Below are 12,402 nucleotides of genomic sequence, written 5' to 3'. Positions count from 1 at the left end.
TACACCGCCAACCCGGCTGTCACCGCACAGGCGCTGGCGACCATCAGCGAACTCAGCAACGGAAGGACCACCCTGGCGATCGGGGCCGGCGTCGCGCGCTGGGCCTCGCTCGGGTTCGCGATAGCGGGTGCGTTGGCCCATCTCAGTGCCGCGCCGCTGTTCGTACTGCTCGAGCCGGTCAAGACCAGTGCCGCGGCCGGGGCGTCGACGCTGGTCTCCAGCGTGTTGCTGGCCGCCGCCGCGGTGGCCATCACGTGGTCCTGGCGCAGCAGGGACCGCAGTGTGTGGCTGATCGCCGGCGTGGTGGTCGTTTACAGCGTGACCTCCTTCGCGGTCACGGCGGGGGTCATGATCGCCGGTGACCGCGGCGGTTTCTATGCCGGGCACATGGTCGCCACCATCTGCTGGATCGCTCTGGCGGCCGCACTGTTCGGCTACGCGGCCCGGGTGCCGCGCACGCAGCGTTCGGTGCCGATCGCCGGAGGTCTGGGGCTGGTCGCGGCGGCGGTGGCGAAACTGTTCCTGTTCGACCTCGGCACCCTCGACGGGTTCTTCCGGGTGGCGGTGTTCATCGTGGTCGGGCTGGTCCTGCTGGGCATGGGCGCCGGGTATGCGCGGCTGCTGGAGAAGCAGGACAGGCAGGACCAGCAGGGGGGCGACGGTGTGGCGACACCCACAGAGTAATCTGGACTCATTCCAGAAAGAAAGGTGTTGATCAAGACATGGGTACAACAGCGAATCTCCGTAGGACCGACTCCGACATCACCGGGTTTCAGGCCACCCCCGAGCTGTCTTCGGCTTTGCAGCGGGTACTGGTCGATCTGATCGAACTGCACCTGCAGGGCAAGCAGGCGCATTGGAACGTCGTCGGTACCAACTTCCGCGACCTGCACCTGCAGCTCGACGAGGTCGTCGACTTCGCCCGAGAGGCCAGCGACACCGTCGCCGAACGGATGCGTGCGCTCGATGCCGTGCCGGACGGCCGGTCCGACACCGTCGCAGCCGGAACCTCGTTGCCGGAGTTCCCGGCCTACGAACACAGCACCGGCGAGGTCGTCGACCTGATCAGCGGCCGCATCTACGCCACCGTGGACACCCTGCGGACCGTGCACGACAGCGTCGACGCCGCGGACCCCAGCACCGCCGACATCCTGCACCAGCTCATCGACGGACTGGAAAAGCTGGCCTGGCTGCTCAAGTCGGAGAACCGGAAGCTCTGAGCACGCCGGGCCGGTGGCCCACCAGGTACCAGGTGTGCATGGCGCCCTTGCCCTTGATGTCCACCATGCCCCGTTCCTCCAACACGAAAGTGTGCCGTAGCCGGTCATAGACGTTGTCGGGCACCTGAATCCGCCCTTCGACGTCGGTGGTCTCCATGCGGGAGGCCAGATTGACCGCATCGCCCCACACGTCGTAGAAGAACTTGCTGGCGCCCACGACTCCGGCGACGACGGGTCCGGTGGCCATCCCGATCCGCAACGGAACATCGCGCCCGCGTGGATCTTTCAGATCGGCGACGGCTTCGGCCATGTCGAGGGCGAGGGCGGCCAGCGCCTCCAGATGGTCGGGCCGTGGCGTCGGCACCCCGCTGACCACCATGTAGGAGTCGCCGCTCGTCTTGACCTTCTCCAGGCCGTGCCGGTCGACCAGCGCGTCCAGGTCGGTGTAGAGCAGGTCGAGGAACCGGACCAGGTCCGCCGGCGCAGTGTCGCTGGCCCGCGAGGTGTATCCGGCGATGTCGGCGAACAGGATTGACGCATCGTCGTACTTGTCGGCGATCACGCTGCGCGACGGGTCTTTGAGCCGCTCGGCGATGGAGGCCGGCAGAATGTTGGCCAGCAGCCGTTCGGAGCGCTCATGCTCGGCCTGCATGGCTGCCTCGGCACGTTCGATCTCGCGCAGCGTGTACCAGATCGTGGCAACGACCATCACCGCTGAAGCCACCACCGAGCTGATGAAGCCGGCCGTCAACGTCCACGGTGGGCCGAGCCCGCGATCGTAGGGGACGCTGAACTCCAGGATGATGGTCAGCGCCACCCCGGCCGCGGCGATCGCCGAGGCCAGGGCGATGCGCTCGATGCCCAGCACCAGCACCATCAGCGACGCCGAGACCAGGAAGTAGAACTGCAGTCCCGAGCCGGTGCCGGTGGTGTAGCAGATGAAGCCCACCGAGGCGTAGGCGAACACCGCGAACGTCAGCGGCGCGAGGAGCTCGCCCTTCGAACAGAGCCGGGGAATCGTCAGGAACACCATCGCGCAACCAACGTTGGCCACCCCGAGCCACCACAGCGTGCCGCCGAGGGTGAGCTGCAGGATCCCGAAGGCGCCGGCTACCGCGGCCGCGATCCAGCTGGCCATCGTCAGCACCCGAACCCGCCGGGCGAGCCGGTCGCTGCGGTGTCTGCTGGGCGACCACGTGCGCCCGGTCAGAGTGACCTCGGGTACGCATACCGGCCGCACACTGAGCACGGCCGGAGCTTAACGCTCGCAGGGCCCTGAGCTGGTCGTCTCGCTCAGATTGGGCTGCCGGCGACGGCTACCGATCGTGCGGATGCTGTGCGCTCGAGTCGCGCCGCGCAAAATTCCTGGCAGGCTCGCTTGCATGGCGTTCACTGTTTACTTCAGGTCTGGAGAACCCCAGTCGTTCGATGACGACCATCGCTTCTCGGTCGTCGACGGCGGTGCCCTGCAAGTCGACAAGGCCGCCGGCGGCATCACGCTCTTCAGCCCGCAGTACTGGATGTCCGTGCAAGCCAGCCCGCCGGTGAACGGCTACACCTGATCAGCGCCCGGAGGGTGTCAGTCGTCAGCACCGTCGCTGTCGCCGGCCGCCTCGCTGTCGCCGTCACCACCGGAATCCCGGTCCCCTCCGTCCCCGCTACCGGGGGTTTCTGATCCGGTGGCGCGGTCGCCCTCGTCACCGGCCCCGCCCGCCGCGTCCTCTCCCTCCACGGTCTGGTCGTCGCCGAGGCTCTCTGCGGAATCGTCGAGGGATTCGGCGGCCTCCTCGTCGTCGCTGACGGTGCTGACCTCGTCGGCGGGTTCGGCTTCGGCGGTGCCGGGGTCGGTGGGTTCGTCCGGCTCAACGGCGATTTCGTTGGCATCGGTGTCGGCATCCTCCGGCGACACCGTCGTGGTGCCGCCGGCGCGGCGCGACGGCTGGGCGGCGGGCCCGGATCCGACCGATTCGACCGATGCGGCCGAGACAGCCGTTCCGGTCGTGCTCGCATCATCGTCGGCGGGGACGCCGAAGCGGGCGTCGGCCTCCTCCTGGGTGGTCGGACGGTCGTAGGCGGCTTCGATGTTCTCGCGTATGCCGTCGTTGAGCATGTCGGCCAGCCAGCCGAATCCGATGTTGCGCAGCGAGTCGAGCATCGGCACCTCGGTCCGGGCGACCATCTTGTAGGTGATGCCGTTGTCCTGCCAGGTCACGACATTCCCGTCGGCCTCTTCGGCCGCCAGATCCATGGCGTCGTAGACATTGGGATGCACGACCAGCATTCCGTAGACGGCATTGGCGATCGCCAGCAGGTTGAAGCGGTCGGGCCAGTCCGCCCAGCCGTCGTACTGCGCCCAGAGTTCGGTGACGGCGAACCCGGTGTCGGTCGGAACGCGCGGAGCCCAGGGGACTCCGTAGGTGTTCTCCGGATCGCCGACGAACAGGAACGACGTCGTCACGGGGTCGACGGTTGTGGTGGGGGCGTAGTTGCGCAACCAGAATCCGCCGACCTGGGCGCCCTGCGAATAGCCGAAGACCAGTTTCTCGCCCGGGTCGTCGGCCAGCGCCGTGTTCAGGTTGGCCGCTCCCTCGGCGATGGAGCCGTTCTCGCCGAACACTCCTGCGGAGTGCGTGAAGTCCAGCGTTGCCGGTGTCGGCACCTTCACACACTGATAGACCTCGCACACCGCCCCGTCGAACAGGCTCGGTGTGGTGTCGGTTCCGCCCAGGGGCTCGACGGTGTAGGCGATCGCGGCACTCGCCGATGGTGTAGTCGCGGCCGGCAGGACGGCGAGGCCTGCTGCCAGAGCAACCGCGGCAATTTTGCGGTGGTGGCGCCCACAGCGATGTTCCATCGTCCCCCCTAACATACGCCTGGCGTTCGACGTGCCGCTGCAGATCAGAGTAGCGGGCGGAGGTCGTCGGCAGCGGCTGAATGATGCGAGAAGGTCGGTAGCTCAGCAAATGGTTGCGGGGTGAGTCGGATCCGCACCGGGGTGGCGGACAGGGCGGCCGGCCCCCCATGCCCGCGATGCCTGGCATCGCGGCGGCCGCCCTGTCCGCAGTCTGTGGCTCACATGGCCGGTATCGAGGACACGGCAGACCCGACCGGTGTTGACCCGGCCAGAAATCTAGTCAGCTGGATATTCGGTGGCGAGGACGTTTTCGTGCAGGCGCCGTGACCGAACCGCTCACGGGGGCGGTCGGTAGAAGCTCGGGGCATTGCCCGTCCAGCGCCGGAACGCCCGCCTGAAAGCGCTCGGTTCAGAGAATCCCAGTCGTGCGGACAGCGCGTCGACGCTCTCGCTCCCGCCGACCAGGCTGCTGATCGCCTGATCGCGCAGCACGTCATCTCTTATCGACCGGAACGACGAGCCATCCTCGCGCAGCAGCCGTCTCAGATGCTGATTGCTGATGCTCAGCTGGTTAGCCGCCGCGTCCACAGTCACCCGGCCCGGTGCTCCGCTGCCCTCGATGATTCGGCGCACCCGGTCGGTAGTGCTGCGCCGATACTGCTGACGAAAGAGAAGTTCGTTGGGGGAGCGGCGAATCAAATCATCGAGGGACTGCTCATCCTGGACCACCGGGGCTCGCAGGCAACGGGAGTCGAACACCATGCCGGCGGTGGCCGAGTCGAACTCGGGGGCCACGCCGTACACGGCCAGGTACTCCGCTGGAGCCGTTGGCTCGGCGCCGGTCAGCGTGACGGCCTCGAGTTCGATGGTGCGACCTATCAGCCAGCCGCCGAATCGGTGGATCACGGCCAGGACGAGTGCGGCGACCGGTGGCGCCAGCGCAGAACTGTCGCGGGCGGTGAGCGCAAGTCGTGTCATGCCGTCGTCGTCGACGATCGAGACATCGACACCGAAGGCGATCCGGCTGAACTCCACGGACCGGGTGAGCACCGCCGACAGATCGGACGCATGGATCAGTCCCAGCGTCATCATGCGAAACGTTCCGCGCGGCATCGGTTTCGGTCCCACACCCAGCAGTTCGTCGTCGGAGACGTCCCACAGGGCGCGGATCAGCCGAGCCGCTTGAGCTTCGGTGACCCGTGCGTCGTCCTCGGCTGCCAACTCGGAGGGGATGCCGGCGGTCTCGAGCAGCAGCGGCGCGTTATGCCCGCGGGTCTGCATCATGTCCAGCGCGGCGCGGACGAATTGGATTGCGACGGTACGGCCCCCCACGATCGAAAGATGGCACGGGGCGGGGGACTGGTCAAGAACCGCTTGGTCCGACTCGATGACGGAGTTCGACCGGCGGCGACGGCCAAGAGGAAGCCGCCGCCCCTATCGCGGTCGGGATGGCTATGCGCATCGCAAGCTGTCTACGCTGGCCGCCAGTCGGGGGTGCCCAGTTGAAACGCGTTGCCTACGACTCCCGCTCTGGCCTTCGAGAGGAGGCACACGACGCGTATTCGCCTTGTGGCGGTGGTGCCGTAAACGTTGCCTTTACAGCTAGAGGGTGTAAAGGTACTATTTACACGTGGAGATCGCGGACAGCGCCCGCAAGCACGGAATCGCGGACGCCGACGTGCTCCACGCTTGGCGCTATCAGATCCGGTACGTGGAGCTGGAGTACAAGGGCGATCCCCAGCTGCTGGTGATCGGCCCCGACCGCACCGGCAGGCTGCTGGAGCTGGTGGTGCCCACCGATGAGCCGCAGCGCATCATCCACGCCGATGTGTTGCGGTCGAAGTTCTACCGTTTCTTGACCTGATCGGCGGTGGGGCGGTGGCGAAAGAGGGCGGCATTGAAGCCGCCCCAGAGCGATGAAATCGCGGTGATGAACATGAGTGAAAAGACCAAGGCGGATTCGGCCGGCGACGAGATGGACGTGTGGCTCGATTCTGTGGAACCCGACGGGCCGGGGCGGGATGCGCAGCATGTGCGGCGCATCATCGCGGCGGCCGAGGCGGTCGAGCGCTCCGAGGTGGAGTTGCGGGCCGCGGTGGCGGCGGCGCGTGAGGCGGGCGACACGTGGGATGCGATCGGCGCCGCCCTGGGAGTGTCGCGGCAGGCGGCCTACCAGCGGTTCGGCCGCAGCCCCGCGTTCGTTGCGGGGGATTACACCAGCGCTCCGTAGCACCCCTGCAGGGGGTGCCCGTGTACATGTTCGCCGCCCGCCGGGGGTGTGCAGACTTTTGGACGCAGCCCTCGCCGCGGTGATGTAGCGGGGATCGCGGCGTCACTCGGCCAGTTGCCGGCCCACCAAGTCGTGTACACCGGATAGCGCGATGGCGAGTTAGCCACTGCGGCGTTCATCGCCGGCAGCGTGGTGGTGGCAGTTGTGGTGCCCTCGGTGAGATTCGAACTCACACTGTACGGGTTTTGAAATGGTTCGTACCGGCCTGAGCTGGCGTTCTACATTTGCACCAGTTTTGATGGGTTTGCCGGGTATGGGGTCTGGTGTGGGGTTCGTGGCGGCGTTCACGATCTCGGCGCTGATGCTGGTGGTGCTTCCATAGCCGGTAGTCGGATACCCCCGGCGTGTCGTTTGTTGCAGGTCCTCGACTGTCGCAGGGCAGACGTAGCGTTCTTGTCGGGGGGAGGAATTGGAGGACGCAAATGACACCACCGCAGTACGGCCAGAAGTTGGTGCGAGCTACCGAGGTCGAACGCGACGACCGAATCTTCCGCAAGGGCGTCGGCGGTGACTTGATGATGCTCGTGCTTGACCTCGGTTTCTCGGTCAGTGCGGGCCAGCAGACGATGACCTACACCGGACCCACCTATGCGCTCAACCCGAGCAAGGTGGGCGAGCAGATGTCGGGATCGGAGTTGGGCGAGGACACTTGGGTCATCCCTATGAGCGGCATGGTGCACAAGGTCGTCCCCATCGAAGAAGCTGAGTTCGGATAGCAGGTGAGTGTCAAATGTCATGGCTTGAAGAAGCCGTGATTCGGCGTGAATCACGGCGACGCCGATCTTCGACGGGTCGTTTCGGTCCCGCGCCAGCGTGAAGATGAACTGACGGTTGAACTCGTTGCGGGCGGGTCGCCATCGGCTCCACTTGACCCACTCATCCCAGGACCGTGTCAGGACATCGATCGGACGGTCTGTGCCGTTGAAGACTGCGCAGTGCAGTTTGCACTCCGCCGGATTCAGGTCACCGATAAGACTCCTGAGTGCGATTTGTGCCACGTCACCGATGGTGGGTGCACATATTTCGCCCTTGGCCCGAGCCCGATCTAATTTTCGTCATTTACCGACAGCGTCTCGTCGCCCAAAGGATGTGTTCGCGAATCGAAGAACCGCAAGTCGTGGCGCGGTAGTCGGGACCGGTAGCGGGCCATCGTGGCGACATTCTGACTGCCAGTACCGGGCCGGACTGAGATCGCAAATTTCCTTCTGGGACCTGCGTTCAACGCACTAATCACATGATCATCTTGATCACCGAAGCTCGCACCGAAGATAACTGTATCTGAGTGGTCCTCGATGAGTTGCCTCCGTGCAAACGACAGGTAATCCGAACGGCGGATCGCGGACATCTTCTGAGCCGAGGTACCCTCGCTCACGAACAGTGGACGGCGATTGGGTGCATTTTCGAGAGCGCTCGCTAGGTCTGCAAGAAGTCGGCCAACCGACCGCCGTGTCCACTTGCCCGTATAGCCCGTTGCTGAGTCTTGCCACAAATGCACGCCGCCATGGAGGAAATACAGCCCTGTTCGGGCGGGAGACAACTCGGAGTCAGCCTGGCTGAAAGTATTGTTGTGCGACCAAAAGAAGTCACCAAAGTCCGCCGTATGGCCGCCAGCCATGAAAGCCCAATAGGTTAGAAGGTCATAATTGAGTGTGAACACCGCTTGATAGGTGCGGAGTTCGTCCGATGTCTGCGATAAGGCTTCCCAAGGCAGCAGTTCCCACGGAACGTGCACTTGGCGCACAGCCGCTACGAGCTGTTGCTGCACATGGTGATATAGCCCCTTCACCATCGCAGTTGGTCGCCCTAGTGCGGCCAGCGTTCGCTCCGCGTGCCATAGAGCTTCCAGCACAACCTCGAAATTCACGGTTCCGAAGTCGTCAAATAGTGTGCGCGCAGACTGACTGAGATTGGCCTTCGCTAGGAGCCGACTGTAAGAGAAGTTTCGCCAAACGTTGATACTCATGCCGTTGCCGACCAACAAGGTCGGCCAAGTGGAACTGCTGTATTTGTCCCAGGTGCGAAGGTGGTCTGGCATTGCCACTAACCTACGCGGTCGCCTTCAATCCTTTGTAAATAATCGGCACCAGCTCCGCGAGCAGCTTCTGGGATAGATCGGGGTTGTTGATGATCTGAGTCGAGAGGTCCTCGGATGAGGCCATCGCGCCGATGACTGCTGAGATGAACTCGCTGTGCAGGTCGGGACTGGCCGAGAACTGAGCCAAGGTGTTGTGCTGGGCCTGCTGCTGCAGGGTTTCGCTTTCTTGGAGTCGATCCTTCACGTGGGTGACGACGTTGTTGACGCTGGACTCGGGGTGTTCACCGGAGAATAGGTCGTTGATCTTCTCGATTACCTCGGCCAAGGCCACCATCTCGGGGTCTTTGACGCTGCCGGTTCCGGCTTCGGTGGTGGGTTCGAGGGGCACACCACCGGCGAGCTTGCCGGATGTGATTCCTTGCTCGCGTTGAGCGATGTAGTCGAAGTCCACGGTCGACAGGTCGATCTCGTGCTGGAGCTGCTCGGCGGTGATCACCGGGGCCAGGTGGCGCAGGTAGATCGACAGCTTCTCCAGGGCGAGGTCTTCGTAGTTGATGATCTGGGACAAGAAGTCGTACTGGCGCAAGAAGGTGCCGACGTCCTTCCGGAACATGACCAGTTCATCAAGGGCGGCGTTGTCGTTGGCCTCGACTGCGGTGCGCTCACGGTCTCGGAAACGGTCTCGGGCCGGGGTCACCCACTTCGTGAGTGCGTTGTTGCCCTTATTGGCCAGATAGTCGGCAACGAGGCCCTCGACCTCGGCCTCGTAGTAGATTGCGGCGGCGTCGAGCTTGGCCATCGTTTCGTGCACGATGTTGGGGTCGGTGACATCACTGAGGGTGGTGGCCTCGTAGTAGGGCTCGAAGGCCTCGACGATCTCTTCGGCGCTGTTGGCGAAGTCCAGCACAAAGGTCTCGTCCTTGCCCGGCGCGACCCGGTTGAGCCGCGACAGGGTCTGCACTGCCGCCACCCCGGACAGGCGCTTGTCGACGTACATGGCGACCAGCAGTGGCTGGTCGAAGCCGGTCTGGAACTTGTTGGCGACCAGCATCACCTGGTACTCGTCGGTGGCGAAGGCATCGCGCAGGTCGCGGCCCTTCAAGCCCGGATTCAATGTCGTTTCGGTGGCCTTGTCGATGCCGGAGTCGGGGTCGCTGACCTCCCCGGAGAACGCCACCAGCGCCGCCACGTCGTCATAGCCCTGTTCGGCGACGTACTTGTCGAAGGCCAGCTTGTAGCGCACCGCCGCCTTGCGCGAAGAGGTGACCACCATGGCCTTGGCCTTTCCGTCGAGCCGCCAGCCGACGTTGGCGCGGAAGTGCTCGACGATGATCGCCACCTTCTGGGAGATGTTCGTCGGATGCAGCTTGACCCAGTTCATCACCGACTTGACCGCCGCCGACTTGTCCACCAGATCACCGTTGGCGCTGCCGGTGACCGCGACGGTGCCCGTGCTGGTGGATTCCGACTCGTAGGACTGCCCGTTATGGGTGAGGCGGAAAGCCGTCTTGTACGGGGTGTAGTTCTTCAGCACGTCGAGGATGAAGCCTTCTTCGATGGCCTGCTGCATCGAGTACAGGTGGAAGGGGTGCGGCTTGCCGCCTGCGCCTTTGTGGCCGAACAGCTCCAGGGTCTTGGCCTTCGGGGTGGCGGTGAACGCGAAGAACGAGATGTTGTTCGACTCTGCCCGTGCAGCGATCTCAGCGGCCAGAATGTCTTCGGCGTCTACGGTGCCTCCGTCTTCGAGATCGTCCAGCTCAGTGGCCGCCAGGGCAGCCTTTAGCCTCTTTGAGGCTTCCCCGGCCTGCGACGAGTGGGCCTCGTCGGCGATGACGGCGAAGTTCTTGCCCTTCAGCGAGGCCTGGGTGTGGATCAGGTCCAGGGCGTGGGGGAAGGTCTGGATGGTGACGATGATGATCTTGGTGCCGCCGCTGAGCGCGTCTGCCAGCTCCTGGGACTTCGATCCGCCCAGTCCGGCGATGTGCGCGACCACGCCGGGGGTGCGGTCGATCTGGCGGATCGCTTCCTGAAGTTGGGCATCGAGCACGTTGCGGTCGGTGATCACAATGACCGAATCGAACACCGGCTTGTTGACGTCGTCGTGGAGCACCGAGAGCCGATGCGCGAGCCAGGAGATGGAGTTCGTCTTGCCGGATCCGGCGCTGTGCTGGATCAGATAGCGGTGTCCCGGCCCCTGCGTGCTTGCCGCCTGGAGGAGTCGGGTGACCGCGTCCCACTGGTGATAGCGCGGGAACAGCATCGTCTGGGTGCGGACCTTCTTGTCCGAGACTGGGTCGATCTTGTCGGTGACCTGCAGGTGCAGGAACCGTCCGAGGATGTCGAGCCAGGTGTCGCGCTGCAGGATCTCGCGCCATAGGTAGTCCGTCGGTGACCCGTGCGCGCTGGGCGGGTTCCCGGCGTGGTGGTTGTCGCCCCGGTTGAATGGCAGAAAGAACGTGTCCTTGCCCGCCAGCTTGGTGGTCATCTGCACCTCGCTGTTGGACACCGCGAAGTGCACCACCGCCCGTGACCCGAACGCCAACAACGGCTCGCCCTTGGGTAGGCGGTGGTTCTTGTACTGCAGCACCGCATCGGTGATGTTCTGGGTGAAGTCGGTCTTCAACTCTGCTGTGGCCACCGGGATGCCGTTGACGAAGAACACCAGGTCGATGCTGTTGGCGTTCTGCGTCGAGTAATGCACCTGGCGCATCACCCGCAGCCGCACCGCGTCGTAACGCTTCTGTGTGGTCTCGTTCAACGAGGTGTTGGGTCGAAATTGGCACATCGTGAACTGGGCGTTGAGGTCCTTGATCCCACGTCGTAGCACCGACAACGTGCCGCCGTTGGCCTTTGGATCAGCCCCCAACTGCTTCACCAAAGTTGCAAGTACTCCAGCCCGCGCCTTGGCCAGAGCCTCGCCCGTCAGTTCCGGCTTGACCCGCTTGGCGAGCTGCTCAGGCTGCGTCGCCGCAAGCCAATCGAACACATCGTCCGGGAACAACGCCAGCTCCCGGTCATACCCCTCGTCCGTCGGCGAGTACAGCCAGCCATGCTCGGAGAGATACTGGCAGATCTCGGTCTCGAACGCCGACTCATGGTGCTGCGTCACTGCGGCTGCGCCTCGTTGCTGTTCGACGCTATGGCGAGCTGTTCGAGGTCACTAATGGACTGCCCCTGCTCATTGCGCCAACTGGTTCGCCCGTTGTTCTCTCCACCCACCAGAGCACATCCTGCCGCTGACGGAGAACCGAACAGGTGATCTTTGAGGAAGGCCAGTTCATGTTCGTTGACCTTGATCACCCCTTCTGCTTCCAGAGCTGCACGCTGCACAGCGATGCCAGGCCGGGCGGACTTGCGGATGTCGGGACGTCCCTTCGATCCGGCCATCACTAACAGCCCTTCTGGGGTCTGGAATCCCGTGGCCTCACATCCGGCTTCGCGGAAGAACAGGCTCTCCGGCTCGTCACTGGTCGACCTCGCCGGCGACGACGCAGCAGGTTTCACCGCTTCGAGCACGGGTGCGCCCAGCGTTGCTAACAGCACGGCGATGGTGTCGATGAACTCCTGACAATCGGCTTCGAGAGGCTCGGGGGTGAACGGGTTGGACGCCTGATTGCCGTTGACCAGGTTGTACCGCCCGGCGGCTCTGGCCCGCCCAAGTGACAACCATTCGAGGTAGGCCGCATGGGTGGAGGTCCACTCGTTGGTCAGCGATACCGCCACCATGGCCCTGGTCCAGAAGTCCTTCGTCGAGGTGTGCTTTTGTAGCCGCACGCCCACGTTTCCAGATTGGCCGATGTAGCACTGTGGCGGTTCATCCTCGTTCGAGCCGAACAAGTAGTAGACGCCGACCTGCCCAGACTCTGCACGCAACAAGAACTGCGGGAGCAGCGAGCGAGGCACCTCGAACACGCGGACGGTACGTGTCGTCAGATTGGCCACCCGCATCCCCGCAGGGTCGCCGGACGGCAGATAGATCTGAATGGTCTGTGCTCGTGTCACG

At 64.3% G+C, this 12,402-nt stretch carries 12 protein-coding genes; 6 read left to right on the top strand and 6 right to left on the bottom strand.

Annotation, left to right across the window (positions count from 1 at the left end):
- Both ACXAID_RS08590 and ACXAID_RS08585 read left to right on the top strand, forming a co-directional pair.
- Positions 1-684: DUF2339 domain-containing protein (locus ACXAID_RS08590; protein WP_475021774.1), on the top strand; the 684-nt coding region annotated here is incomplete at its 5' end.
- A gap of 38 nt (positions 685-722) precedes the next feature.
- A complete protein-coding gene (locus ACXAID_RS08585; protein WP_475021773.1) occupies positions 723-1,220 on the top strand; it encodes a Dps family protein in 498 nt (165 codons plus the stop codon).
- Here the strand turns inward: ACXAID_RS08585 and ACXAID_RS08580 are convergent.
- Positions 1,195-2,460 (bottom strand): adenylate/guanylate cyclase domain-containing protein, encoded by a 1,266-nt coding sequence (locus ACXAID_RS08580; protein WP_475021779.1) that lies wholly within the window; start codon positions 2,458-2,460, stop codon positions 1,195-1,197. The two genes, ACXAID_RS08585 and ACXAID_RS08580, sit on opposite strands and share 26 nt — an antisense overlap.
- 142 nt (positions 2,461-2,602) lie before the next feature.
- On the opposite strand from ACXAID_RS08580, the gene ACXAID_RS08575 reads away from it, so the two are divergent.
- Complete coding sequence (locus ACXAID_RS08575) at positions 2,603-2,782, top strand: hypothetical protein (protein WP_475021772.1); 180 nt, start codon at positions 2,603-2,605, stop codon at positions 2,780-2,782.
- A 17-nt stretch (positions 2,783-2,799) separates the two neighbouring features.
- Here the strand turns inward: ACXAID_RS08575 and ACXAID_RS08570 are convergent, their stop codons facing one another.
- Complete coding sequence (locus tag ACXAID_RS08570) at positions 2,800-3,879, bottom strand: PE-PPE domain-containing protein (protein ID WP_475021771.1); 1,080 nt, start codon at positions 3,877-3,879, stop codon at positions 2,800-2,802.
- Between the two features lie 531 nt (positions 3,880-4,410).
- Positions 4,411-5,406: an AraC family transcriptional regulator gene (locus ACXAID_RS08565; RefSeq protein WP_475021770.1), complete on the bottom strand. Its 996-nt coding sequence runs from the start codon at positions 5,404-5,406 to the stop codon at positions 4,411-4,413.
- A gap of 298 nt (positions 5,407-5,704) precedes the next feature.
- On the opposite strand from ACXAID_RS08565, the gene ACXAID_RS08560 reads away from it, so the two are divergent.
- The 3 genes from ACXAID_RS08560 to ACXAID_RS08550 all read left to right on the top strand — a co-directional run bounded on the left by ACXAID_RS08560 (position 5,705) and on the right by ACXAID_RS08550 (position 7,080).
- A complete protein-coding gene (locus ACXAID_RS08560) occupies positions 5,705-5,938 on the top strand; it encodes a hypothetical protein (RefSeq protein ID WP_475021769.1) in 234 nt (77 codons plus the stop codon).
- A 72-nt stretch (positions 5,939-6,010) separates the two neighbouring features.
- The gene (locus ACXAID_RS08555) at positions 6,011-6,304 is read left to right on the top strand and encodes a hypothetical protein (RefSeq protein WP_475021778.1); all 294 of its coding nucleotides are present in this window, start codon (positions 6,011-6,013) and stop codon (positions 6,302-6,304) included.
- Between the two features lie 482 nt (positions 6,305-6,786).
- Entirely contained in the window at positions 6,787-7,080 is a 294-nt protein-coding gene (locus ACXAID_RS08550) for a hypothetical protein (protein WP_475021768.1), read from the top strand.
- A 329-nt stretch (positions 7,081-7,409) separates the two neighbouring features.
- Here ACXAID_RS08550 and ACXAID_RS08545 read toward each other — a convergent pair whose 3' ends face one another.
- The 3 genes from ACXAID_RS08545 to ACXAID_RS08535 are packed head-to-tail and all read right to left on the bottom strand — an operon-like array spanning position 7,410 to position 12,401.
- Positions 7,410-8,399, bottom strand: a complete 990-nt coding sequence (locus ACXAID_RS08545; protein WP_475021767.1) for a DUF4917 family protein — start codon at positions 8,397-8,399, stop codon at positions 7,410-7,412.
- Positions 8,400-8,409: 10 nt separating this feature from the next.
- Positions 8,410-11,508: a type I restriction endonuclease subunit R gene (locus tag ACXAID_RS08540; protein ID WP_475021766.1), complete on the bottom strand. Its 3,099-nt coding sequence runs from the start codon at positions 11,506-11,508 to the stop codon at positions 8,410-8,412.
- Positions 11,505-12,401 carry a GIY-YIG nuclease family protein gene (locus tag ACXAID_RS08535; RefSeq protein WP_475021765.1) on the bottom strand — a complete coding sequence of 299 codons (897 nt, stop codon included), beginning with the start codon at positions 12,399-12,401 and terminating at the stop codon, positions 11,505-11,507. The genes ACXAID_RS08540 and ACXAID_RS08535 overlap by 4 nt, the downstream gene beginning before the upstream one ends.
- Position 12,402: the final 1 nt, after the last annotated feature.

The organism is Mycobacterium sp. ABE4_509 (genome assembly GCF_056160785.1).
The sequence above is the reverse complement of the archived record's forward strand: the minus strand, read 5'-3'. Positions and strand labels throughout refer to the sequence as shown.

Excerpts from the sequence above, each read along its gene's own strand:
- ACXAID_RS08550 (WP_475021768.1), top strand. The coding sequence starts at position 6,787 with ATGACACCACCGCAGTACGGCCAGAAGTTGGTGCGAGCTACCGAGGTC.
- ACXAID_RS08555 (WP_475021778.1), top strand. The coding sequence starts at position 6,011 with ATGAGTGAAAAGACCAAGGCGGATTCGGCCGGCGACGAGATGGACGTG.
- ACXAID_RS08575 (WP_475021772.1), top strand. The coding sequence starts at position 2,603 with ATGGCGTTCACTGTTTACTTCAGGTCTGGAGAACCCCAGTCGTTCGAT.
- ACXAID_RS08545 (WP_475021767.1), bottom strand. The coding sequence starts at position 8,399 with ATGCCAGACCACCTTCGCACCTGGGACAAATACAGCAGTTCCACTTGG.
- ACXAID_RS08585 (WP_475021773.1), top strand. The coding sequence starts at position 723 with ATGGGTACAACAGCGAATCTCCGTAGGACCGACTCCGACATCACCGGG.